23 protein-coding genes and 1 pseudogene are annotated in these 22770 nt (G+C 62.2%); 6 read left to right on the forward strand and 18 right to left on the reverse strand.

Translation table 11 applies throughout. From position 1 onward, the window contains the following. Positions 1-18: 18 nt before the first annotated feature. From F3H98_RS24145 to F3H98_RS24180, 7 genes are all read right to left on the reverse strand, one after another. Entirely contained in the window at positions 19-1155 is a 1137-nt protein-coding gene (locus F3H98_RS24145) for an MFS transporter (protein WP_149762894.1), read from the reverse strand. Between the two features lie 313 nt (positions 1156-1468). Beyond that, positions 1469-1900: a c-type cytochrome gene (locus tag F3H98_RS24150; protein ID WP_149762895.1), complete on the reverse strand. Its 432-nt coding sequence runs from the start codon at positions 1898-1900 to the stop codon at positions 1469-1471. A gap of 1 nt (position 1901) precedes the next feature. Then, complete coding sequence (locus tag F3H98_RS24155; protein ID WP_149762896.1) at positions 1902-2342, reverse strand: c-type cytochrome; 441 nt, start codon at positions 2340-2342, stop codon at positions 1902-1904. A 316-nt stretch (positions 2343-2658) separates the two neighbouring features. Further along, the gene (locus F3H98_RS24165; RefSeq protein ID WP_149762897.1) at positions 2659-3198 is read right to left on the reverse strand and encodes a methylamine dehydrogenase light chain; all 540 of its coding nucleotides are present in this window, start codon (positions 3196-3198) and stop codon (positions 2659-2661) included. 10 nt (positions 3199-3208) lie between these two features. After that, positions 3209-3814 (reverse strand): methylamine dehydrogenase accessory protein MauD, encoded by a 606-nt coding sequence (gene mauD, locus F3H98_RS24170; protein ID WP_149762898.1) that lies wholly within the window; start codon positions 3812-3814, stop codon positions 3209-3211. After that, positions 3814-4398, reverse strand: coding sequence for a MauE/DoxX family redox-associated membrane protein (locus F3H98_RS24175; RefSeq protein ID WP_149762899.1), 585 nt, complete (start codon positions 4396-4398; stop codon positions 3814-3816). Before F3H98_RS24175 ends, mauD begins: the two co-directional genes overlap by 1 nt. Further along, entirely contained in the window at positions 4398-5543 is a 1146-nt protein-coding gene (locus F3H98_RS24180; RefSeq protein ID WP_149762900.1) for an amine dehydrogenase large subunit, read from the reverse strand. The genes F3H98_RS24175 and F3H98_RS24180 overlap by 1 nt, the downstream gene beginning before the upstream one ends. Before the next feature lie 232 nt (positions 5544-5775). On the opposite strand from F3H98_RS24180, the gene F3H98_RS24185 reads away from it, so the two are divergent. Then, positions 5776-6837 (forward strand): dipeptidase, encoded by a 1062-nt coding sequence (locus tag F3H98_RS24185; protein WP_149762901.1) that lies wholly within the window; start codon positions 5776-5778, stop codon positions 6835-6837. Positions 6838-7112: 275 nt separating this feature from the next. After that, positions 7113-7352 (forward strand): DUF2188 domain-containing protein, encoded by a 240-nt coding sequence (locus F3H98_RS24190; protein WP_149762902.1) that lies wholly within the window; start codon positions 7113-7115, stop codon positions 7350-7352. Between the two features lie 161 nt (positions 7353-7513). Here F3H98_RS24190 and F3H98_RS24195 read toward each other — a convergent pair whose 3' ends face one another. Together F3H98_RS24195 and F3H98_RS24200 are read right to left on the reverse strand one after the other, a co-directional pair. Beyond that, positions 7514-9175, reverse strand: a complete 1662-nt coding sequence (locus F3H98_RS24195; RefSeq protein ID WP_149762903.1) for an FAD-binding dehydrogenase — start codon at positions 9173-9175, stop codon at positions 7514-7516. A gap of 39 nt (positions 9176-9214) precedes the next feature. Beyond that, positions 9215-10237, reverse strand: a complete 1023-nt coding sequence (locus F3H98_RS24200; protein ID WP_149762904.1) for a 2-dehydropantoate 2-reductase — start codon at positions 10235-10237, stop codon at positions 9215-9217. 355 nt (positions 10238-10592) lie between these two features. Between F3H98_RS24200 and F3H98_RS24205 the strand changes: the two genes are divergently transcribed. Together F3H98_RS24205 and F3H98_RS24210 are read left to right on the forward strand one after the other, a co-directional pair. Beyond that, positions 10593-11207 carry an ankyrin repeat domain-containing protein gene (locus F3H98_RS24205; protein WP_149762905.1) on the forward strand — a complete coding sequence of 205 codons (615 nt, stop codon included), beginning with the start codon at positions 10593-10595 and terminating at the stop codon, positions 11205-11207. 38 nt (positions 11208-11245) lie between these two features. Beyond that, a complete protein-coding gene (locus tag F3H98_RS24210; protein ID WP_149762906.1) occupies positions 11246-11752 on the forward strand; it encodes a YHS domain-containing (seleno)protein in 507 nt (168 codons plus the stop codon). A gap of 22 nt (positions 11753-11774) precedes the next feature. On the opposite strand, the gene F3H98_RS24215 is transcribed toward F3H98_RS24210, so the two are convergent. Next, complete coding sequence (locus tag F3H98_RS24215; RefSeq protein ID WP_149762907.1) at positions 11775-14000, reverse strand: adenylate/guanylate cyclase domain-containing protein; 2226 nt, start codon at positions 13998-14000, stop codon at positions 11775-11777. A 204-nt stretch (positions 14001-14204) separates the two neighbouring features. Here F3H98_RS24215 and lhgO point away from each other — a divergent pair, with 204 nt between their 5' ends. Next, positions 14205-15386 carry an L-2-hydroxyglutarate oxidase gene (gene lhgO, locus F3H98_RS24220; protein ID WP_210249706.1) on the forward strand — a complete coding sequence of 394 codons (1182 nt, stop codon included), beginning with the start codon at positions 14205-14207 and terminating at the stop codon, positions 15384-15386. A gap of 197 nt (positions 15387-15583) precedes the next feature. On the opposite strand, the gene F3H98_RS24225 is transcribed toward lhgO, so the two are convergent. From F3H98_RS24225 to F3H98_RS24250, 6 genes are all read right to left on the reverse strand, one after another. Then, the gene (locus F3H98_RS24225; protein ID WP_149762909.1) at positions 15584-16567 is read right to left on the reverse strand and encodes a branched-chain amino acid ABC transporter permease; all 984 of its coding nucleotides are present in this window, start codon (positions 16565-16567) and stop codon (positions 15584-15586) included. Next, complete coding sequence (locus tag F3H98_RS24230) at positions 16567-17454, reverse strand: branched-chain amino acid ABC transporter permease (RefSeq protein WP_149762910.1); 888 nt, start codon at positions 17452-17454, stop codon at positions 16567-16569. Before F3H98_RS24230 ends, F3H98_RS24225 begins: the two co-directional genes overlap by 1 nt. A gap of 3 nt (positions 17455-17457) precedes the next feature. Further along, entirely contained in the window at positions 17458-18204 is a 747-nt protein-coding gene (locus F3H98_RS24235; protein WP_149762911.1) for an ABC transporter ATP-binding protein, read from the reverse strand. Further along, a complete protein-coding gene (locus F3H98_RS24240) occupies positions 18197-18949 on the reverse strand; it encodes an ABC transporter ATP-binding protein (protein ID WP_149762912.1) in 753 nt (250 codons plus the stop codon). Before F3H98_RS24240 ends, F3H98_RS24235 begins: the two co-directional genes overlap by 8 nt. 90 nt (positions 18950-19039) lie before the next feature. After that, positions 19040-20248 carry an ABC transporter substrate-binding protein gene (locus tag F3H98_RS24245; RefSeq protein WP_149762913.1) on the reverse strand — a complete coding sequence of 403 codons (1209 nt, stop codon included), beginning with the start codon at positions 20246-20248 and terminating at the stop codon, positions 19040-19042. A gap of 52 nt (positions 20249-20300) precedes the next feature. Then, entirely contained in the window at positions 20301-21245 is a 945-nt protein-coding gene (locus tag F3H98_RS24250; RefSeq protein WP_149762914.1) for an alpha/beta fold hydrolase, read from the reverse strand. A 266-nt stretch (positions 21246-21511) separates the two neighbouring features. Between F3H98_RS24250 and F3H98_RS24255 the strand changes: the two are divergent. Continuing rightward, positions 21512-21891 (forward strand): annotated as a pseudogene (locus F3H98_RS24255) (L-2-hydroxyglutarate oxidase); the annotation flags it as partial. Between the two features lie 156 nt (positions 21892-22047). Here the strand turns inward: F3H98_RS24255 and F3H98_RS24260 are convergent. Together F3H98_RS24260 and F3H98_RS24265 are read right to left on the reverse strand one after the other, a co-directional pair. Further along, complete coding sequence (locus F3H98_RS24260; protein ID WP_149762915.1) at positions 22048-22530, reverse strand: hypothetical protein; 483 nt, start codon at positions 22528-22530, stop codon at positions 22048-22050. 9 nt (positions 22531-22539) lie between these two features. Continuing rightward, positions 22540-22770: response regulator transcription factor (locus F3H98_RS24265; RefSeq protein WP_149762916.1), on the reverse strand; the 231-nt coding region annotated here is incomplete at its 5' end.

Consider the following 22770-nt stretch of genomic DNA (forward strand, 5'->3'; position numbering starts at 1 on the left):
GCTTGCCGAAGCATCGCATCAGGCGCGCGGTTTGAGCGCCCCGGTAAACAGCAGCGAAACGATCGCAACCGGCAGTAGCATCGCAAGGCCCAATCGCATGTCGCCGAGTTCCGCGACGAAGCCGATCACCGGCGGCCCGACGAGGAATCCGAGCAGGGCGATGAACGACAGGATGGCGACGCTGGAAGCCGAAGGGCGGTCAGTCAGGCTAGCGGCGGCGGTGACGGCGAGCGGGAAACCCACCGACACCCCGAGCCCCATCGCCGCGAAACCGAGGAAGGCCACCCCCGTGTCGGGGCTGAGATAGAGCAGCACCAGCCCGAGCACATTGGCGAGACCGCATGCGCGCGCCAGCCTGACCGGACCGTAGCGGGCCTTCAGGCGATCGCCGAAAAAGCGGCCGGCGGCGACCATCACCGCGAATACCGAATAACCGAGGCCGGCCTGCATGCTGCCGGCGTCGAACACGTCGCGCAGGAACACCGCCGACCAGTCGGCGACCGCGCCCTCGGTCATCGTAACCCCGAAGGTGAAGGCGCAGACCGCGAGCAGCGCGCCGCCCGGCAGCCTGAACGGCATTGATCTGGCGTGCAAAGGGTCGTGCGCGCCGCCCCTGGGGTTGGGCAGGCCGCGGGCGAATGCCATTGACGGCAGAAGAACAACCGCCGCAACCAGCATCACCGCCGAATGCGGCGCGAGATGCAATCCGGCGAGCCCCGCGCCGATCAGGTTGCCCAGCATGATGCCCAGGCTCCAGAAGCCGTGGCAGGTGCTCATGATCAGCGAACGCGTTTCCTTCTCGACCGCATCCGCCATCACGTTCAGGCCGAGTTCCAGGGTGGCCAGCGCGATGCCGACGATCGCCAGGAAGAAAAACAGCGCCGTCAGATTCCATGACATTGTCGGCAGCCATACCAGCGCCAGGAAGACGGGAAACCCGTAGAGGATGGTTGCCCGCGCACCGGCATAAGCGACGAACCGTCCGGCGAAAGGCAGCGTCAGCAGGATGCCGATCGGCATGCCGAGCAACGCCAGCGCAAGGTCGGCCGAGCCGAGGCCGAGCGCCCGCTGGATGTCGGGGATGCGCGGCAGCCAGGCGCCGAAGGCTATGGGCTGCAGGAAGAAGACGAGCATGGTCAGGCGCTGATGGGTCATCGTGCTTTGTCCAGGAAGGTAAGCAGGCGGTGACGCTCGTCACGCGCGGGGATGGCGGGGAAACAGTACCGGGCGCAAACGAGGCGGATTCCGGCATGTTTGTCGAGAGGCCAGCCTGATTGCTTGGGTTGGGTCACCGGCAGGCGACCACCAGAGGACGTTCGCTGCTCCGGGATGTGTCGAGATTCCGGTCAGACCGAGCCGAGAATGGTGGATTTCGAGAACCGAAGCGGAGCGTACCTATAGTACGTAAGCGCCGGAAGCGGAGAAAGCCGCCATTTGCAGGCCGGCATCACCTGAATATCAACACATCCTAGTAGTCGGCGATTTCGATGCCCTGCTTGCGAAGTTTCGCCGTCACCTTTCGGCGCGCCGCGAAAATATCGAGCGGCCGGCTGGTGCGCGCGGCGGCCACTTCGCCGGCCGTGTAGGGCACGAAAGGCGCCGACAGTGAGTCGCCGGCGAAGTGCGGCACCAGCCAGTTCATCAGTGCGACGACGTCGGCATCGTTCAGCCCGGAGTTCATCACGCCGGGCACCTGGATGACCAACTTGCGTCCCTCGGGAATCTTCTGGAAATGGCCGGTGACGCCATCGAGCCTCGGAATGCGCCCTTCGGTCGAACCCGAGCCGTCCGGCACATGGCAGCCGGAACAATGCAGGATGTAGAGATAGCGGCCGTCGCCACCTGCCGCCGCCGGCTGTGCGGCGATCGCCAGGAGGGCGGGGAGCAGATACCGTATCACCCTATTCCACCAGTTTGCCGCGCAATTCCAACAGCGCCTTGCGATCGGTCTTTTCGGTCCGCAGCGTGGCGATCTCGGCGGTCGTATAGTCCGTCCAGCCTGCCGGCGGCGGGTTCAGGGTGCCGACGACATAGGCGGCTATCGCCGCCAGTTCCTCGTCGGAGTGCTGCTTCTGCGGCGGCATTGCGCTCATGAACGTCTTGCCGCCTGCAACGATCTTGCCGGAGATGCCGTTGAGCACCACCAGCGGCAGATAGGTGCGCATCGCGGGATCGGCGCTCTTGGCCCAGTCCGCCCTAGCAAGCGGCGGCGCCAGGCCGGCGACCCCCATGCCGTCCTTCTTGTGGCACGCCCCGCAGGCGCTTTCGAACGCCGCCTTGCCGTCGGCGGTGTTGCCAAGCTGACCCGAAATCAGAAGAGCCAGCGCCGTGGCGGCGAGCATTCCGGGAACAGTCCTGGTATTGCGCTTCGACGCAGATGAAGATTGTGCTCTACGTTGCCCCCCTCTGTCCTGCCGGACATCTCCCCCACAAGGGGGGAGATCATGCGCTTCCCCGACTTCGCCGATTCTGCTTCGCTTGAGATTGGTGAAGTCAAAGCGGCCGGCTGATCTCCCCCCTTGTGGGGGAGATGTCCGGCAGGACAGAGGGGGGCGACGTAGGGCGCAATCAACCAAAGACTTAAAATCCGCAACTGTAGTTCCAGGTGTCAGAAAGGAGACAGAGCGGCGCAACGATTCCACCTGAGCGTATGCCGCCCTAGCCACCGCTTGAGCCGAGCCCGACCACGGCCGCGACGGTGCAGTGATAGTTGCTCGCTTCATTGGCCATGCACCAGTTGATGTCGTTGTGGACGCCCATGCGATAGCCGGGGCGTTCTCTCAGATTGAAGTTGCACAGGCAGCGGCCGCACGAGGAGACGCCGCAGCAATCGTTGTAGCTGATCAGATATTCCTTGCTATCGGCGGGATTCTGGCAAGTGCCGACCCAGGTGACCTTCGATACCGCGGCGTTGGGCGGGCACTGGTTGACCGAGCCTCCGCAGCAGGTGCACAGGAACCCGTCCAGCGCGCAGTAGCGCCAATATTCGCATTCCACATCGGTCTTCTCGGCCTGGGCGCGCGCGGTGCCGCCGCCGGCCCGGTCGAAGGGCAGGATCGGCAGCAGCGCGCCGCCGATGGCCGCCTTGCCGATAAGCGACAGGACGCTGCGGCGGCCGGTGCGCTGAGCCATATAGCGCGCGCCGTTCTCGGCGTAGCCGTCGATAAGACCAAACAGACGGTCGGTGATGCGGGCCATGCGGATCCTCCTAATTGATCGCGCGGCCGGCCGTCTCCGTCGCGATCCAGTTCTGGATCGACGGCTGGCCGAGGTCGCGGGCGTTCATCAGACTTTCAAGCTGTTCGCGCGAATTGACGAGACCCTTGCCGCGCACGATGCCCTGCTGGTCGAGCACGACCGCGAAGGGAAGCCGGTTGATACGGTAGGTCATGCCCAGGTCGGACGACAGCACATAGGGGAAATCATCGAGCCCCGCCGCCTTGTGGAAGGCGCGGTGCACTGCGTGCTCGCCATCGCTGGCCAGCACGATGTCGAGGGTCCGGCCCTCGGCGCTGCGCATCGACTTCAGCACGGGAAGCAGTTTCTTGCAGACAGGACACGTGGTCGACAGGAAGAACACCAGCGTGTTCTTGCCCGACGCGCCGCCGACCGTCTGCGGCTTGCCGTCAAGCGTCATCAGGTCGAAGCGCGGCGAAGCCTCGCCGATCTTCGGCCCGGCGTCGGTCATCAGCGCGCCCATCGGCGCCACCCGCTCGAACAGGATGCCCACCTGGCGAGCCAGCGCGAAGACGACGATGAGCAGCGCAATCACGATCGCCCACAAAACCACCACCGCAACCATCAAGGGTTCCATCAATGCGTCTCCAGATGATGATGCTGATGATCATGGGCGTTGTCGTCCGCCGCGGCGAGGTAGGAAAGATTCTCGGCGAGTTTTTCCAGGCCGATGATCAGCAGCCAGAAAGAAGCGATTCCCGCACCTGCTACGAGCCAGCCGAAGGCGCCGAAATCGATCGGCGCGGCGTTCTGCGCGGCAATCAGCGCGAGGCCGGTCAACGCCACATTGCGGGCGACAAGGAGCCAGGAGATGCCTTGCCCGGCGCCGCCGCAGCCGCAATCGATGCGGGTTCGGCCGCGCAACAGGTTTGCCGCCATGGCGGCCACGTAGATGAGCAGCAGAGCAGCAGCGGCGAATGCCGCGACGGGCCGTGTCTGCGGCACGACCAGGCCGAACGCCACCGCAACCTCCAGAACAGTGAGTAGCGCGGCGGCCGGCACGGCAATCGCCCCCGGCAGGATGCGGTATTCGGCCAGGATGTGCGAAAACCAGGTGAAATCAAAGAATTTGTGTGTAGCACCCCGCAGGAAAACGCAGACCAGCGTGCCCGCCGCCACGATGATGAAGATCGGGTGGGCCAGAGCGAAGCCCGCTTGCATCAGCGCACCTCCACCTGGTCGGGCAGCGCGCCGCCCGAGGCGGCCACCCCGGGCGTCAGCGCGAAAGCCTGGCCAGCGGCGGGAAGGTCGTAGCGCACGATTTCGGCTTTCAACCCGTCGATAACGAAGAGAGCCGGCGCGTCTCCCTGGCTAGCTGACAGCGCGATGCCCGGCACCGAGGCCGCGCGGCCAACGACCTTCTTGGTCTTGAGGTCGACGGCCCAGATTTCTTCGGCCGGATTCTTGTGACTGCCCTCGGTGCCGTTCGAATGCATCAGCAGATAGGCCATGCCGGTGTCGTTGCGGACAGTGATCGGCTGGTATCCGCCCGGCCGCCAGTTGCCCTCGACGCCTTCGGAGACCGCGATCTTGTCAACCAGCTTGGCGGTCTCGCCTTCGACATCGACGACATAGATGTTGCCAGCATAGGAGGTGAACACCCAGTTTTCGCCCCAACGATACGCCCCGGAGAACAGGGCATCCTTGTCGGCGTCGAATATGGGCTCGGATGCCCTCATCTCGGCCGACCCGTCAGCGGTGACGTTGATTGTGCCGAAGGTGCCGTCGCCGCAGGTGGTGGCAAAACGCGTCGGCGTCTTGCTGGCCGGGAAGATACCGTAGCAGCCCGGGTTAGGGATATCGGCGACCTGCGTTTTGGCGAGCATGTCGACGACCGTCACCGAGGTTGCCGGCGTGGCGTTCTGGATGAACAGGTATTTGAGGTCGCTCGACGTCCAGATCAGCGACCGGTAGTTGAGCGCCTGCGCCCGGTTGTTGGAGATCGGGATCTCTTCCTTGAACGTCAGATCCTCGCCCGAATAGATTTCGACGAAGTCGCTGCGTGTGCCGCGCGTTGTGCGCGACAGATGGCTGGTGGCGACATAGATGTCGCTTGTGCCTTGCGGCACATGCACCATGCCCAGGCTGCCCGTGCCGATGATGCCGAGCAGTTTCAGGTCCTTGGAGTTGAGGGCGTAGACGCGTCCGTCGACAACGTGGTTCAGCGCCAGGTCGACGGAGAACACTATCTCGGTCCCGCGCGGGATCGTCAGATTGCCCACGGTTTCCGGCTGGATTTCATCCTGCGCAAAGGCGGCCGACGCCAGCAGCGATATAAAAGACAATCCAAGCAAGGCGCTGCGCATCTGATTTCCCCTCAATGCATGGCGGCAACGGATTGAGGCATCACGTTATCGCGGCGATGCCGTTAGGGAAACTGTACGAAAGAACATGTCTTCAATTTCTTTTCGTAACAGAACAAATGTATCTAGAGTTGTATGTGGTTCCCAACAGACAGTTTTGTTGCATGCTGATGGATTGCTCGCTTGATCTCGGGCGGCGGCTAGTCATCATCGCTGCAGAAGCGGGAGTCACTTGATGGAAACAGTGTTCGACGGGCACAACGATGTGTTGCTCCGTTTGTGGAGAAACTCCCGCGAAGGATCCGACCCTGTCGACGAATTCACCGGGGGCACCAAGAAGGGTCACATCGACCTGCCCCGCGCCCGGCAGGGCGGTCTCGCCGGCGGCCTCTGCGCCATCTACATTCCGGCCGGCGAACTAGTGCTCAAGGAGCCGGACTCCCGGGGCCGCTATACCACTCCACTGTCGCCGCCACTGGAACGCGCGCCCTCGCTCGACATCGCGCTGCAGATGGCGGCAATCGCGCTGAAGCTGGAACGCGCCGGTGCATGGAAACTCTGTCGCGACAGCGCCGACGTTGCGGGCGCCATGGCCACGGGCAAATTCGCGGCGGTGCTCCACATGGAAGGCTGCGAGGCGATCGGCGCCGATCTCGCCGAGCTCGAGGTTTTTTACGCCGCCGGCTTGCGGTCGCTCGGCCCGGTCTGGAGCCGCAACAACATTTTCGGCCACGGCGTGCCTTTCGCCTATCCGATGGACCCGGACACCGGTCCGGGCATCACCGAGGCCGGCCGCGCGCTGGTCAGGGAATGCAACCGACTCGGCATTCTCATCGACCTGTCGCACATCACGGAAAAGGGCTTCTGGGATGTCGCCGAACTGAGCGACCAGCCGCTGGTCGCCAGCCATTCCAATGTACATGCGATCACGCCGGTGGCCCGCAACCTCACCGACAAGCAGCTCGACGCAATCAAGGAAAGCAACGGGCTGGTTGGGCTCAACTTCGCCGTCACCATGCTGCGCACCGACGGCCGCGACAAGGCCGATACGCCGATCGACGAGATGATCCGCCACATCGATTACCTGGTCGAACGGCTGGGCGTCGATGGCGTGGCGCTCGGGTCCGATTTCGACGGCGCGCTGATCCCGCAGGCGATCGGTTCGGCTGCCGGGCTTCAGAATCTCGTAGCCGGGCTGCGCGAGGCCGGATATGGCAATGCGGAGCTTGCCAAAATCTGCCGGGAAAACTGGCTGCGCGTGCTGCGTTCGGCCTGGCACGAGAAGCCGGCGGCCTGAACGACAGTTGGACCGTCTCGATTGTCGAACAAACCGGATCGCGCCGGGCATCCCGGGGTGGTATTATCGACATCGGCATTGCGACCGGAGACGTAAGCCGAACACCGCGACCGCGACCGCAAGCAGCTTGACCCAGACAATTCGACGGGAAGGTTGAACTGATGGAGCATTTTGCAACCAGGTGGAATCGCCTGGCGTCGAACAAATGCAGCTAACAATCAGCCGGAACTCTGGCCGCCGCCATTCGTTGTGGCACGGCGACAATGGAGAAAGACATGGCACAAGTGATATACGACATCGTCGAGCATGACGGCGGCTGGGCCTACAAGGTCGGCGCCACCTTTTCAGAGACCTTCAGGACGCGGGAGCAGGCGACGCAGGCAGCCAAGGCGGCCGCCGCCGAACAGCAGGTCGCCGGCGAGACCCAGGGCATCCAGTATGAGGATGCCGAAGGCAACTGGCATGGCGAAGTCGTGAAAGGCAGCGACCGTCCGGAAACCGAAGTTTCCGACTGATAGCCCCAAAATCGGAATCGATCCAGAGCGTTCCAGGACAAGTGTGTAGCGGTTTTCCGGTTCGGAAACGCGACAAAACAAGGACTTGGAGCGGCTGAACGATTCCATGGAATCGTGAACCGATCCAGGGAGCCGGCCGGGCGCAGCACCGCTTTCGGAAGCTATCCCACCGTCTTCGCCGCATGCCTTCCGGCATTTCTGCCCGAAAAGATGCAGCCGCCGAGAAACGTGCCTTCGAGCGCGTTGTAGCCGTGGTAGCCGCCGCCGCCGAAGCCGGCGACTTCGCCCGCCGCGTAGAGGCCGGGCACCGCCTCGCCCTGCCCATCCAGCACCTGCCCGTCGAGATTGGTGTGGATGCCCCCCAGCGTCTTGCGCGTCAGCACATGCAGCCTCACCGCGATCAGCGGCCCGTTGGCGGGATCGAGGATCTTGTGCGGCTTGGCCGTGCGGATGAGCTTGTCGCCGAGATAGTTTCGGGCGCCGTTGATCGCCGTCACCTGTGCGTCCTTGCTGAACGGATTGTCGATCTCGCGGTCGCGCGCTTCGATCTGCGAAAGCAGATGATCGTGGTCGATCAGCCCCTCGCCCGTCAGTCCGTTCATCGCCTCGACAAGATCGATCAAATTGTCGCGAACGATGAAATCCTCGCCATGCTGCTTGAAGGATTCCACCGGCGGCGGCGCTCCCTTGGCGCGGCGGCTTTTCAGCACCGCCAGCCACGATTTCGAGGTGAAGTCGGGGTTCTGCTCGGACCCGGAAAGCGCAAACTCCTTCTTGATGATCTTCTGGGTCAGCACGAACCACGAATACTCATGGCCGGTCGCCAGGATGTGCTTCAGCGTCGACAGCGTGTCGAACCCCGGCAGGCAGGGCGCCGGCAGCCGGTTGCCGCGCGCGTCGAACCACAGCGACGACGGTCCAGGCAGGATGCGGATGCCGTGGTTCGGCCAGATCGGCGCCCAGTTCTTCACCCCTTCCACATAGTGCCACATGCGGTCTTCGTTGATCGCAGCGCCCCCGGCCTTTTTGGTGATCGCCACCATGCGGCCGTCGACATGATGCGGCACGCCCGCCACCATGAATTTCGGCGGATTGCCCAGCCGCTCCTTCGGCCAGTTCCTGCGCACTAGGTCGTGGTTGCCGCCGATGCCGCCGGAGGTGACGAAAACAGCGCTGGCGCCGAACTCGAAATCGCCGACCACGGTGCGGCCCGACTGCTGGCCGCGATCCACGGTCGATGGCTCCAGGATCTCGCCGGCAACGCCGGTGACCGCGCCCTTGGTCTTGACCAGCCGGCTCGCCTGGTGGCGGAACTTCAGTGAAATCAGCCCGCTGGCGACATGCGCCCGCACCCGCCGCTCGAACGGTTCGATCACGCCTGGGCCGGTGCCCCAGGTGATATGGAAACGCGGCACCGAATTGCCGTGGCCATGCGCCATGGCGCCGCCGCGCTCGGCCCAGCCGACCACCGGAAACCAGCGCATGCCCTGGCTGTGCAGCCATGGCCGCATTTCGCCGGCGGCAAAATCGACAAACGCCTCCGCCACCTGCCGTGGCCAGAAATCCTGCGGCCGGTCGAACTGCGCCGAACCCAACCAGTCCTGCAGCGCGAGGGCGCGGCTGTCCCTGATGCGCAGCCGCCGCTGCTCCGGGCTGTCGACGAAGAACAGACCGCCGAGCGACCAGAACGCCTGGCCGCCGAGCGAATTTTCCCCCTCCTGCTCCAGCACGATCACTCGCTTGCCGGCGTCCGCGAGTTCCGCCGCGGCGACAAGGCCCGCCAGCCCGCCGCCCACGATGATGGCGTCCGCATCCATTGCCATGTTGTTCCCCTACTCCCCGACCGTCCCCACATCAGCCGTTCAGCGCGGCGATTGCAAGCGCTCCAGCAATGCATCCCCCGGCCAGTTGCGGCGGCCGCCCTGCTCGGCGGCGTGAACCAGTTCGACCAGCCGGGCATTGACCCGCGCCGCCGGGCTTCCGCTTCCTGCCAGCCTGACGATTTCGCCGTTCAGCCAGTCGACTTCGGTGGCGCGGCCGGCATCGAGGTCGTCGAGCATCGACGAGCGCGCCAGCGGGTCCATGGCAAGCATCCTGCCGGCGATGATGCGGAACAGCGCGTCGGGAAGCCTGAGCACGAAGGGCAGCCAAGATGGCGGCAGCGGCGTCAGCTTCGCCGGGCGAATGACGGCGTCGCCGAGGACGTCGAGCGCCTCTTGTTGCGCCAGCGCCAGGCAGCGCCGGTAGTCGCGCTGCGAAAGCTCGGCCTTCAGCGGCTGGCCCGACAGCGCGTTGACCGCGTTGTTGAGATTGAGCAGCAGCTTTGCCCATTGCACCGGAGCGAGATCGGCATGCTGGTGGAGCGGCAGGCCGGCCTGCCCGAACGCCTGCAGGAACGGCGCCAGTGCTTCATCCTTTTGGACATCGAGCGCACCTTCGGTGCCCTGATGAAAATGGCCGGGGCCGCGCCGGATGACGTTGAACGGCACCATGCCGGCCAGAACGTTGCGGCCGGGAACGGCTTCGCGCAGGATCTCGGCATTGCCGACGCCGTTCTGGAAGCTGACGATGACGGCATCCGGCCGCGCCAGTCCTGCCAGCGTCTTGCCTGCTTCAGCGGTCGCCCCGGATTTCACCGTGACGAGGATCAGGCCGGCATCGGCAGTTCCGGCGGGATCGGTGCGGTAATCGACGTCGCCAGACGAAATACGCAGATCGGCGCCGCGATAGTCGGTCAGCAGCAAACCATGTTTCGCGATCTCCGTGGCCAGCCGCTCACGCCCGACGAAGCTCACATCGGCGCCGGCCGCAGCCAGCCGCCCGCCGACATAGCAGCCGATGCTGCCGGCCCCGAAGACCGAGATTTTGGGCTGGGAAGCGCTCATGTTCACCCTGATGCCGGCACAGCCTCTATTTTCTCGGCGCTTTGCTCAAGCAAAACCTTCAACCCCTGCGACTAGCCGCGGAACCATCCCAGGCATCGTCCCCATCTTCGTCCATCCAATGGCCAGACCGAAACGGGGCGTAGCAGCGGAGAAGTCTGTGATCTGAAATATCGATTCGGCAACCGTAAATAACCGCTCCACTCCTCTCTCGACCGATGGTTTCAGAGTTGAAGTACCAGCAATTAATGTGTGAAGTATTTCATATCGTTATCTACACTCCCGCATTTAATATTGAAGGATTGCTTGCGGTCGTGATAGAATAGAACTTCTACCCGCGGGGGTGGAGTTATCGCTCATGAAATATCTTTGCGCATCCTGCTTAGCTTTCGTTTGCGGGATCTCGACGGCGTTAGCAGGTCCCCTGCACGATGCGGCAAAAACCGGCGACGTCGAACAGGCAAAACAGCTGCTGGACGCCGGTGCCGCCATTGAGGAACTTGACCCTGCCGGCGATCCGGCGCTCGTCATTGCTTCGCTGGCCGGAAACAAGGCTGTCGTCGTTCTTCTGCTTGAACGCGGGTCAGATATCCACGTCCGTAACCGACATGGCCTCACCCCACTGCATGCTGCATCGTACGGCGGAAGCCTTGAGGTGACTTCCCTCCTTGTCACAAAAGGAGCCGACGTCAACGACACAAAGAACTTCTACAAGATGTCGCCTTTGCATGCAGCCGCGGAGGAAGGCCATGCCGAAGTGGCTGAGTTTCTCCTGGATCACGATGCCGAAATCGAAGCGACCGAGCGAAACGGTTACACTCCTCTCACCCAGGCAGGCTGGCGCGAACACTGGCCGACCGCAACGATGCTGATGGCGGCCGGCGCTACATGTCAAAAGGCCGATCTCGTGGGTGAATGGCTCTACACCGAATGCAACAAACGCAAAACAGCACCTGCAGCGAGCGCCAAATAACCTGGCGTGCGCAACGCAAGTTAAAAGTGAGAACAATAATGTGTGATGCTAAACGAAAGGCCGGCCTGCGTATTCATGCGGCTGCAGGCGCTCTGTCTCTCCTGGCATTCGTGGGCAGTGTTGCGGCCGACGAAGTCGTCAATACAGGCTATTTCGGCGACGTCGCCATCAAGGGATATGACCCTGTTGCCTACTTCACGCAAAATCAGGCCGTCCAGGGATCGGCAGAATTTTCGTATCGTTGGCTCGGCGCGACCTGGCACTTCGCCAGCGCAGAGAATCGCGATCTTTTTGTCAGCCAACCGGTCAAATACGCACCACAATACGGCGGCTATTGCGCGGATGGAGTCTCACTCGGCACGATCACCACGAACATTGATCCGAAAGCGTGGAGGATCATCGATGGGAAGCTGTATCTCAGCTACGATCCCGGTGCGGCCGATGGCTTCGAGAAAAAGCCAACCAAGGTTGTCGATTCCAAAAAATACTGGCCCGGGGTCGAGCAGACGTTGATTGCCGAGAAGTCGCTTAAAAGCTGGGAATGAGCGTCTTTGACGCTCTCCCTTCCTACTGTGGCGTGACCGAGAAGAACTTGAGGGCCTGCGGCGAGACGTGGACATAGTCCTTGTCGCGGGCCTCGTCCGTGGTGTTGCGATAGACGTATCCGCAGGTCATGCGATCCAGGAAATAACCTTCGAACTTTTCGCAGATCCGGTTGGCGTCAACTTCGACCATGCCTGTGACGTTTGTGTTTGCGCTGCGATAGGCTGTGTGTCCGGCATTGTCGAAATACTGCATGAATTCAGTTCCGTTCTTATGCCTGCCGGACCATGTCGTGCCGCCCACCAGCGCGCGCAGCTCGTCTCCGGCGATCTGGTCTGCTTCCTTGCCTTCGAAGCCGAACGGCCAATCCGTGATTCCGGCCCGCCGCAGGCCCTCCAGATGATAGTTGCGATCCTCCTCGCGCCAATAATCGTAGAGGTAGCCATAATAAGTCAGGTTGCTGTCGGGAAAGAGCTCTAGAAGTTTCGCAGCTTCCTGGCTTGCGTGCTGCTCGTCGTCCCGATGTGCGTAGGCCGCAGCCAGATATTCGCGCGCCGGTTCGGCGTTCGGCAAGCCGTCGCGCGCCGCTTCCAGAAGCGGGACAGCCCGATCGTTCTCCCGCGATAGGTAAAGTGTGATGCCGGCCAGCAGACGGAAACTCATGGGCGGCGCCGGATCGAGGCGCATTGCCTTGTCGACTTCCCCGATGGCCTGCTCACGCTGGCCGGTCTGGGCCAGAATGAGGGCGAAGTTGCCGAAGGCCTCGGAATCGTTTGGCTGAACGGTGATGGCTCTCGTGGCAGAGTCGGTTGCTTCCTCCCGCCGTCCGTCGACAAGCTGCAACAGTGCCAGAACGGTATGGGCGCGCGCATTCCCGGAATCCAGCTTGAGCGCCTGCCCGGCGGCGTCGTAGGCGATCTTACGTGCTACCGCCGCCGACCAGATCAGATTGTAGTCGTTGCGCCAGACATCCACCGCAATACGCGCGATGCCGGCATGCGCTTCCGCAAAGTCGGGGTCCAAATCGATGGCCTTCTGGTAAAAGGACAATGCCCGGCGATATGTATCCACGTCGCTGTAGAGAAAGCCTTCCTTCTCCGCCCGAAGATAATAATCGTAAGCTTCGAGGTTATCGGTGGGGATTCGCGCCAGCTGATCGCGCTCCCCCTTGGTCAGTTTGATCGCCAGCGCCGAGATGATCTTGCTGATCACATCGTCCTGAACGGCGAAAATGTCGGAATACTCCCGGTCGTAACGCTCCGCCCACAGAGAAAGCCCTGTAAGGGCGTCGATGAGGTTGACGTTAATTCTCAACTTGGACTCTGTCCGCTGCAGGGAGCCTTCCAGAACGAAGTGCACGCCAAGTTCGGCGGCCACGTCCTGGACGCTGACCGAGGTGGTGCGAAGGGCAAAGACAGAATGCCGAGCGATAACGAAAAGACCCGAGACCTTCGAAAGCTCCGTTATCAGATCATCCGTCAAGCCTGTCGCAAGGTGGTCCTGTTCCGTGTCGTTGCTCACATTGATGAATGGAAGCACGGCGATTGAAGGTTTGTCGGGCAATGGATAGGCGAAACGTTCGGGAGCAAGCGACGCTGGCTCCCACGGCCGCATCCAGATCAAGGCGGCGCCCGCGATGAGCACCGCGGCGGCAGCCACGGCGTACCATCGAAGACGGCCAGGATAAGCCCACGGCGCCTTTCGCACCAACGGCGTCAGCAGCGCCTGAGCCTTGTCGTCGAGCCGGACTTTGTAGATCGCCACGGGCTCTCCGATGTTTTTCACTTGGCGCTTGCCGTAGTAATCGAAGCTGAGGTCCAGCTTGCCCCTGATCTGGTTGAACGCGGTTTCTGAGAGGCTGATGCCGCCCGGGTCGGCATGTTCCTGAAGCCGCGCAGCAACATTCACGCCGTCGCCATAAATGTCGCCGTCGTCAACCATGATGTCGCCGGTGTTGATCCCGATGCGGTAGCAAAGCCTACTTTCCGGCGCGATGACGGAATTTTCAGCCTGCAACGCGCATTGCATCTCCACCGCGAAGCACACCGAATCCACCACGCTGGCGAACTCGATGAGAGCACCGTCGCCGGTGAATTTGACGATCCTTCCATGATATTGAGCAGCCCGGGGATTGAAGATGTCGTTGCAGTGTCGCCGAAACGCCGCCAGAGTGCCGCGCTCATCCGCGCCCATAAGGCGGGAGTAACCTTCCATGTCAAAGGCAAGGACCGCGGCCAGCCGGCGTTCCATGCTCACATCTCCATGAAAAAGAGATTACCTTAGCGTCGTTTCAAAAGCCATGTGACGTGGACTTGGCCTTGTCCCTTCATCCATCTCGTTCTGCATCGTGAGCGAAGACACAGCCACAGAAAACAGCTTGGAATTAGAAAACGTCGCTATGGCGAATACCAGGCGGCGCCCGCATAATCGGGCGGGGTAAGGGCAGGACAGATGATTTTCGACTATTGCATTATCGGCGGTGGCATTGTCGGCTTGGCGACGGCCATGCGTCTTCTCGAAGAGAGGCCCGGCAGCAGCCTGATCCTCCTGGAAAAGGAGGATGCGCTCGGCAAGCACCAGACCGGCCACAACAGCGGCGTCATCCACGCCGGCATCTACTATCCGCCGGGCAGCCTCAAGGCCGAGCTGTGCCGCAAGGGAGCGGAGGCCACCAAGATTTTTTGCGCGGAGAACGGCATTCGCTTCGAGGCCTGCGGCAAGCTGCTCGTCGCCACCTCTGATCTCGAGATGCAACGCATGGACGCCCTCTACGAACGCTCCGAGCAGAACACGATCGAGGTCCACCGCATCAGCGAGGGCGAATTGAAGGAGCGCGAGCCGAACATCCGCGGCCGCGGCGCACTCTTCGTGCCTTCGACCGGCATCGTCAGCTATGCTGAAGTCTGCCGGGCCATGAGCCGGCGCATCATGGCGCTCGGTGGGGAAATCCGCCTTTCGACCCGCGTCACCGGCATCCGCGAGACGATCGACGCCGTCGACATCGCGTCGGAAGGCGAAAGCTGGCGGGCGAAAAAGCTGGTCGCCTGCGCCGGCCTGCAATCGGACCGGCTGGCCATCCTCGCGGGCCTTTCGATCGAACATCGCATCGTGCCCTTCCGCGGCGAATATTTTCGCCTGCCGGCCGACAAGAACGACATCGTCCGCCACCTCATTTATCCGATCCCGGACCCCGCCTTGCCCTTCCTCGGCGTCCACCTGACGCGCATGATCGACGGCAGCGTGACCGTCGGGCCGAATGCCGTGATCGGCTTTGCCCGCGAGGGTTATCCGCGTCTCTCCGTCAATCTTGCCGACATGGCCGATTACGCGCTCTTCCCCGGCTTCTGGAAAACCGTTCTTGCCAACCGCAAGTCCGCGGTGACGGAGCTGCGCAACTCGCTCTGGAAACCCGGTTATCTCGAAGAATGCCGCAAATATTGCCCGAGCCTCGAACTTGTCGACCTCTTGCCCTGCGAGGCGGGCATCCGCGCGCAGGCGGTGCGCAGGGACGGAGCGCTCATTCATGATTTCCTCTTCGTGCAGACCGAACGCATGCTCCACGTCTGCAACGCCCCGTCACCGGCAGCTACTTCGGCAATCCCGATAGCGGCGATGATCGTCGACCGTGTGATTTAGAAAGGTCCATAGGGGCCGCTTGGGCAGCGTCACGATGCCAGGCGTGACGTCTGGAGCGCATGGCCTTGCGCCTTCAGCAGCTTGCGCATCAGCCCATGATCATCTGGGACAATTCGACAACGCGATAGCCGCTCAGCGGGAGCTTGTTCATGGCGGATCTCCTGTATGGTGTCCAGTGGCCGGGCAGGCAAGGCCGCTTAGAGCGGCCGCCGCAAGACCTTGGCGATCAGTCCGACGATACCTTCGCGGAATAGGAGCACGCTGATCACGAAGATGCAGCCCTGGATCACCGTGACCCATGCGCCGAGCGAGGCGAGGTAGTCCTGCATCGTCACGATGACCGCAGCGCCGACGACCGGACCGAATACCGTTCCCATGCCGCCGATCAGCGTCATGAGCACCGCTTCGCCGGACATCGACCAGTGGACGTCGGTGAGCGAGGCGAGCTGGAAGACGATTGTCTTCGTCGCCCCGGCGAGGCCCGCGAGCGTCGCCGACAGGACGAAGACGATGAGCTTGTAGTGGTTGACCTGGTAGCCGAGCGAAACCGCACGCACCTCGTTCTCCCGGATCGCCTTCAGGACCAGGCCGAAAGGCGAATGAATGATTCGGTAGATCGCGAGGAAGCCGCCGAAACTGATGACCAGTACGACGAAGTAGAGCGAGAAATCGGAGCGCAGGCTGAACAGTCCAAACAGGTCGCCGCGCGGCACGTTCTGGATGCCGTCCTCGCCGCCCGTGAACGGAAATTGCAGAGCTCCAAAGAAGACCATCTGCGCGAAGGCGAGCGTCACCATGGCGAAGTAGATTCCTTGCCGCCGAATCGCGAGCGAGCCGATGGCGAGGCCCAGCACCGTGGACGATAGCGTACCGAGGAGGATGGCGACCTCCGGCGTCGTTTCCCAGACCTTGGCGACATGCGCCGCCACATAGGCAGCACCACCGAAGTAAGCGGCATGGCCGAAGGACATGAGCCCGCCGAAGCCCAGCAGCAGGTTCAAGGAGCATGCGAACAACGCGAAGCACATCACCTTCATCAGGAAGACCGGGTAGACGAAGAAGGGCGCGATCAGCGAGAGCAGGATCAGCAGGAGGAAGACCACGCGGTGCGTCACCGGCATCGTGCCGCTCGCATGGTTGACGGAAAGGGGATCATTGGTGGCCTCGACGGCGATGGTCATCAGGCAGTCCTCCCGAACAATCCGGTGGGTTTAACGAGCAGCACGATCGCCATGATGACGAAGATCATCATCGCCGAACCCTCAGGATAGAAGACACGCGCCAGGCCTTCGACGATGCCGAGGCCAAACCCCGTGACGATCGAACCCAGGATCGAACCCATGCCCCCGATGACGACGACCGCGAACACCACGATGATGATGTCGGCGCCCATGTTCGGGTTGACGGAATAGATGGGGGCGGCGAGCACTCCGGCGAAGGCGGCGAGCGCCACACCGAAGCCATAGGTAAGAGTGATCATGCGCGGCACGTTTATGCCGAACGCGCCGACCAGCGTCGGGTTCTCGGTGGCGGCGCGCAGATAGGCGCCGAACCGGGTCTTCTCGATCACGAACCAGGTAGCGAGGCAGACGACCAGCGAGGCGATGACCACCCAGCCGCGGTAGTTCGGCAGGAACATGAAGCCCAGATTTTGGCCGCCCGAGAGTTCCGGCGGGATGGCGTAAGGCAGGCCTGAGATGCCGTAGTAATTGCGCGCCAGGCCTTGAATGATCAACGCGAGACCGAAGGTCAGCAGCAGGCCGTAGAGATGGTCGAGATGGTAGAGCCGCGAGATCAGCACGCGCTCGAGGATCACTCCGGAGACGCCGACCGTCACGGGCGCGAGTAGCAGCGCCCACCAGTAAGACCCGCCGAGATAATCCAGGAGCATCCAAGAGACCAGCGCTCCGAGCATATACTGCGCGCCATGTGCGAAGTTTATGATGTTGAGCAGGCCAAAGATGATGGCCAGCCCAAGCGACAGCATGGCGTAGAACGCTCCGTTGATCACGCCGAGCAGAAGCTGGCCGAACAGCGCCTGGGGCGGAATTCCTATTAGCTCGAACATTTCTTAGACTCCCAGATAGGCGTGCAGCTTGCCGATGTTGCGTTCGAGGTCGCTGTTCTCGATCATGTCCACGGTCTCGCCCTGTTCGACGATGTAGTGACGGTCCGCCACTGACGACGCGAAATGGAAGTTCTGCTCCACCAGCACGATCGTAAATCCTTGCTGTTTGAGCTGCGCGATCGTGCGGCCGATCTGCTGGACGATGACCGGAGCGAGCCCCTCGGTCGGCTCGTCGAGAAGAAGCAGGTTGGCTCCCGTCCGCAGTATTCGGCCGATAGCAAGCATCTGCTGCTCACCTCCGGAAAGCTTGGTTCCCTGGCTCGAAAGGCGTTCCTTGAGGTTCGGGAACAGCGTGAAGATATGTTCGACCGACAGGCCGCCGGGCTTCACCTTAGGCGGCAGCATCAGGTTCTCCTGGACCGAAAGGGAGGAGAAGATGCCGCGTTCCTCGGGACAGAACGCGATGCCTGCCCGCGCAATCCAGCGGGCTGGAAGATGCATGAGTTCCTTGCCCTCGAAGACGACTGAACCCTTGCGCTTGGGCAGGATTCCCATGATCGACTTCAGGGTCGTCGTCTTCCCGGCGCCGTTGCGCCCGAGCAGGGTAACGACCTCGCCCCGCCGCACGTCGATGTCGATGCCGTGCAGGACATGGCTCTCGCCATACCAGGCCTCCAAGCCGCGCACGGCGAGCAGTGGGGCCGAAGTTTCCGCCGACTTGGGCGCAGTGGCGAGCGCTTCTTCAGACATGTCCGGATCCTATGTAGGCTTCGACGACGCGCGGATCCTTGGACACAATGGCGTAGTCGCCTTCCGCCAGGACCTTGCCGCGCGCCAAGACGGTGATGGTGTTCGAAAGCGAAGCGACGACGGAGAGGTTGTGTTCGACCATCAGGATCGTGCGGTTCGCAGAGATCCGCTTGATCAGCGCCGATATGCGTTCGATGTCGGCCTGGGCCATACCAGCCATTGGTTCGTCGAGGAGCAGCATTTCAGGGTCCAGCGCCAACGTGGTGGCTATCTCCAATGCACGCTTGCGTCCGTAAGACAGCTCGCTGGCTTCGGTGGCGGCAAATTCGGACAGACCCACTTCGTCCAGCAGGGAATGCGCAGCGTCGTCGTATTCGGATACAACCTTCTGGGAGCGCCAGAAATCGAAGCTGGCGCCGCGCTTGCGCTGCAGGGCAATGCGGACGTTCTCTGCCGCGGTCAAATGCGGAAAGACTGCGGAAATCTGGAACGAGCGGACCAGCCCAAGGCGCGCTATGTCCGCAGGCTCAAGCGAAGTGATGTCCTTCCCTGCATAGGTGATCGTGCCCTTGGTCGGACGCAGGAATTTGGTCAGGAGGTTGAAGCAGGTTGTCTTGCCTGCCCCGTTCGGGCCGATCAGGGCGTGGATCTGGCCTCGGCGGATCTTGAGGTTCACGCCATCGACCGCCACGAAACCCTTGAATTCCTTGGTCAGGTTCTCGGCTGCTAGAATCACGTCATTCATAGGTCCATCCTGGCTCCACAGCGGCCATTCGGATGCCTCGGTCAGCCTGCGGGCCGACACGGTGGCATCCGAACGCCTTAGGGAGGCTGATTATTTCTTCACCAACGGGCAGGTCGACTTATCGAGCGGCCAGACCGTGTCCGCCGCGGGAATCTTCGAGACGATCTCGAAATAGTCCCACTCGCCCTTCGACGCCGACGGTTCTTTCACACGGGCGAGATACATGTCGCGCAGCACGCGGCCGTCCTCACGGACATGCGCGTCGTGCGTGAACGCGTCGTTGATGGGCAGTTCCCGGATAGCCGCGGCGACCTTGCCGGCATCGTCGGTCCCGGCCTTCTCGACCGCCTTGAGGTAATGCAGCACGGAGCCGTACACCCCGGCATGGACCATTGACGGCATCATACCCGTGCGGCTCTTGAACTTCTCGGACCACACACGCGACTGATCGTCGATGTCCCAGTAGGACGCGGTGGTCAGGTATGTGCCTTTCGCCACTGCCAGCCCGAGGCTGTGAACGTCCTGGAGGAAGAGGATGAGGGCCGCCAGACTCTGCCCCTGTTCGACGATGCCGAACTCTCCGGCCTGCTTGATGGCGTTGACCGTGTCGGCTCCGGCGTTGGCAATGCCGATGACCTTCGCTCCCGAACTCTGGGCCTGCAGCAGGAAGGACGAGAAATCAGCGGTTCCCAGCGGGTGAAGGACTTCGCCTAAAACGTCGCCGCCGCTCGCCTTGACGACGTCGCCCGCGTCCTTCGCGAGCTGATGGCCGAAGGCGTAGTCGGATGCCAGCATGAACCAGGACGCTCCCCCGGCCTTCACGACGGCGGACGCCGTGCCGTGCGAGACGCTGTACGTGTCGTAGGTCCAGTGGAAGCCGTAAGGAGAGCATTGATCGTTCGTGAGCGCTGTCGAGCCTGCGCCGGAGAAGAGGGCGATCCGCTTCTTTTCGCGCGCCAGGTTCTGGATCGCGAGCGCAACGGCCGAATTCGGGATGTCTGCAATCGCGTCCACGTTTTCCACGTCGAGCCACTTGCGGGCGATCGACGCGCCGATGTCTGCCTTGTGCTGATGGTCGGCCGAGATGATCTGGATCGGTTTGCCGAGTACAGTGCTGCTGAATTCCTCGACGGCCATCTCGGCCGCCACTACTGAACCCTTGCCCGTGATGTCGGCGGCCACTCCGGCCATGTCGGTGAGAACGCCGATCTTGAGGACGTCGTCACTGACTTGGGCATGAGCCGGCAACGTATAGGCTGCGGCTGCAAGCGCTCCTGCAATAATGGTCTTGTAACACATGTAGTCTCTCTCCCAGGACTTGAAACTCAGTTCGGCAGTTACCCGACCCCTTTCAGAGGCCGTGTTTCTTCAGCCAGCGAATGACCTGCTCCGCGACTTCGGCGTTGTTGTTCTCGATCATCGGCATGTGGCCGTTCCCGATGATTCCTTGATCGGGGAGCCAGACGAAGTCCGCCCCGACGTAGCGGGCGGTCGCTTCGTCCATCTCGCGCGGATGGCGCGGGTCGTGGCCGCCAGTGAGTACCGCTTTGGGGATCCGGGCGATGTTCCCGGGATTGGAAATGCGAAGCCCGCGGCCGCCAATGTTGAACCTCTCGTTAAAGAGACGGGCGCTCTCCGGGACTATCGAAAGGCGATACTGATCGAAGGCTTCCAGTGGGAAACGCGGCGCGTTCGCCCAGTAGCTCCTCATGAACTCCTCATCGACGACGACGGGCTCGTGCTCGGGAAACATGACCGGACACCCCAGCGACTCGTCGTTGCGCAACGGCTTGATGGCTTGCGGGTCTTCAGGCAGAACGCGAAGGACGTTCGCCGGTGCGCCCGGCGCGATTCCCACGATCGCGGCCACCGAATCCGGAGCCTGCTCTGCGATCCACCATGCCATGGGTCCGGATGCCGAATGCGCCATGACAACTGCGGGACCTACTGAGCGGATCAAGGCAAGGATCGCGGAGGCCATCTGGTGCGTAGAAAGCGTCGCGAGGTCGTTCCGGACCGGAGACCGCCCATGTCCGGGCCAGTCGACGACGAACACATCGTATCCCGCCCGCGCGAAAATCTGCGCCCATCCCTCGCGCCCATCAGGCGTGCCGAGATAGCAGGCCCCGGTGTGGCAGCCTCCGTGCACCATGACGATCGGAGTGGATCGAGCGGACGAAACCGGAAAGACCCGGTCCACGTAGATGATGCATTCGGGCGTGCCGGAATAGAACGGTGCGCCGCGCCAAAGCGTGGCCGCACCGTCATCCGGCGCCGCCAGCGCCGTGACAGACATTTCTATTTTTCCCCTCCCGGAAGATGGTCTAACCCCATTCCCCTGCGGAACCTGCTATCAGGGGTTGAACGTATAGGCAACAAAAAAAGTGATGTGTGATTCATGGGGTTCCCAGGTTCGCTGATCTGGAAACCTTTGAAGCCGAAGCGGTAGGAGCTTACGCCTGAGCAATGGCGCCGTGTCGGGGATTTGCAACCCCGTAAGCTCGGCGATCCGGGCCGCTCGGGGCTGATAATCTCACTTTCGTCAACGGGGTGCTCTGGCGGAATGCCGTGATCGACTTTGCGCGCGAGGGTTGTCCGCGTCTCTCGTCCATCTTGCCGACATGGCCGACTACGCGCTCCTCCCCGGCTTCTGGAAAACCGTTCTTGCCAACCGCAAGTCCGCGGTGACGGAACTGCGCAACTCGCTCTGGAAACCCGGTTATCTCGAAGAATGCCGCAAATATTGCCCGAGCCTCGAACTTGTCGACCTCTTGCCCTGCGAGGCGGGCATCCGCGCGCAGGCGGTGCGCAGGGACGGAGCGCTCATTCATGATTTTCTCTTCGCCCAGACCGAACGCATGCTCCACGTCTGCAACGCCCCGTCACCGGCAGCCACTTCCGCAATCCCGATAGCTGCGATGATCGTCGACCGTGTGACTTAGAAACGTTGATAGGGACTGCTTGGGCAGCGCCACGACGTCAGGTCTGATATCCTGCTTTGCCCGGCCATACGATCACAGTTTGTCCGAGATCATGACCAATGCCCATGGCCTTGCGCCTCAGCTTGCGCATCAGGCGAGCCACCAGGGCGGAACCGCTCACTTTGGGAAGCCGTAGTCGTCAACGATTGCCCAGACGCCGGTGTTGATCTTCGTGATGGCGTCGATCGATGCCCGGATGCGCTTGATCTCTGCATCGTCCAGTTTCTCGATCTTGCCGTAGCGCACTGCGTCCTTGCCGTCGGCGATACGCATCAATTGCGTGGTGGCTTCGGTCCCGGTTTCGTCAAAGGAATAGATGCAGTGACTATACTTGTTCCGCAGCTTGGCTTGTTTGTTCAGCTGTTCGGTCACCGCCAGCACGGCCTTGCGGCAGTCCGCCGGGGTCTTCTTCATCTTGGCCAGGCGCTCGACCAGCTCGATGCGAGCGCGGGTCGTATTCAAGGTCAGGAAGATGATGATTGCGGTCTCTTTATCGACCTTGGCGAGCCCGGCGATCAGATAGATGAGCAGGCTCTCCGTGTTTGTCCAGGTATAGTTGAGCTGGCCCACGACCAGCAGCACGTCCTGTAGACGGGTCATCCGGAAGCCTCAGGAAAGCGGTAACGCCAGGTATGATGGCTGGGCCAAAACCCGCCCGAACGAGGGCGACGCTTTGCGCTGTGCATGGAAGAGAGCCGCAGCCTGCGTGCGGTTGTGGGTGCCGAGTTTGGTGTTGATGTTGTGGAGATGAATCTTCACCGTGAACTCCGACAGTCCCAGCGAAGCCGCGATAGCCTTGTTCTGCAGCCCATTGGCCACAAGGGCAAGCACCTGGAACTC

This window comes from Neomesorhizobium albiziae, from assembly GCF_900114255.1.
In the GTDB taxonomy this organism is placed as follows: Bacteria; Pseudomonadota; Alphaproteobacteria; order Rhizobiales; family Rhizobiaceae; genus Neomesorhizobium; species Neomesorhizobium albiziae.

Coding starts and splice junctions, on each gene's coding strand:
- F3H98_RS24145 (WP_149762894.1), bottom strand. CDS start 1,155: ATGACCCATCAGCGCCTGACCATGCTCGTCTTCTTCCTGCAGCCCATA.
- F3H98_RS24155 (WP_149762896.1), bottom strand. CDS start 2,342: ATGCTCGCCGCCACGGCGCTGGCTCTTCTGATTTCGGGTCAGCTTGGC.
- F3H98_RS24165 (WP_149762897.1), bottom strand. CDS start 3,198: ATGGCCCGCATCACCGACCGTCTGTTTGGTCTTATCGACGGCTACGCC.
- mauD (WP_149762898.1), bottom strand. CDS start 3,814: ATGGAACCCTTGATGGTTGCGGTGGTGGTTTTGTGGGCGATCGTGATT.
- F3H98_RS24175 (WP_149762899.1), bottom strand. CDS start 4,398: ATGCAAGCGGGCTTCGCTCTGGCCCACCCGATCTTCATCATCGTGGCG.
- F3H98_RS24180 (WP_149762900.1), bottom strand. CDS start 5,543: ATGCGCAGCGCCTTGCTTGGATTGTCTTTTATATCGCTGCTGGCGTCG.
- F3H98_RS24185 (WP_149762901.1), top strand. CDS start 5,776: ATGGAAACAGTGTTCGACGGGCACAACGATGTGTTGCTCCGTTTGTGG.
- F3H98_RS24190 (WP_149762902.1), top strand. CDS start 7,113: ATGGCACAAGTGATATACGACATCGTCGAGCATGACGGCGGCTGGGCC.
- F3H98_RS24195 (WP_149762903.1), bottom strand. CDS start 9,175: ATGGCAATGGATGCGGACGCCATCATCGTGGGCGGCGGGCTGGCGGGC.
- F3H98_RS24200 (WP_149762904.1), bottom strand. CDS start 10,237: ATGAGCGCTTCCCAGCCCAAAATCTCGGTCTTCGGGGCCGGCAGCATC.
- F3H98_RS24205 (WP_149762905.1), top strand. CDS start 10,593: ATGAAATATCTTTGCGCATCCTGCTTAGCTTTCGTTTGCGGGATCTCG.
- F3H98_RS24210 (WP_149762906.1), top strand. CDS start 11,246: ATGTGTGATGCTAAACGAAAGGCCGGCCTGCGTATTCATGCGGCTGCA.
- F3H98_RS24215 (WP_149762907.1), bottom strand. CDS start 14,000: ATGGAACGCCGGCTGGCCGCGGTCCTTGCCTTTGACATGGAAGGTTAC.
- F3H98_RS24225 (WP_149762909.1), bottom strand. CDS start 16,567: ATGACCATCGCCGTCGAGGCCACCAATGATCCCCTTTCCGTCAACCAT.
- F3H98_RS24230 (WP_149762910.1), bottom strand. CDS start 17,454: ATGTTCGAGCTAATAGGAATTCCGCCCCAGGCGCTGTTCGGCCAGCTT.
- F3H98_RS24235 (WP_149762911.1), bottom strand. CDS start 18,204: ATGTCTGAAGAAGCGCTCGCCACTGCGCCCAAGTCGGCGGAAACTTCG.
- F3H98_RS24240 (WP_149762912.1), bottom strand. CDS start 18,949: ATGAATGACGTGATTCTAGCAGCCGAGAACCTGACCAAGGAATTCAAG.
- F3H98_RS24245 (WP_149762913.1), bottom strand. CDS start 20,248: ATGTGTTACAAGACCATTATTGCAGGAGCGCTTGCAGCCGCAGCCTAT.
- F3H98_RS24250 (WP_149762914.1), bottom strand. CDS start 21,245: ATGTCTGTCACGGCGCTGGCGGCGCCGGATGACGGTGCGGCCACGCTT.
- F3H98_RS24260 (WP_149762915.1), bottom strand. CDS start 22,530: ATGACCCGTCTACAGGACGTGCTGCTGGTCGTGGGCCAGCTCAACTAT.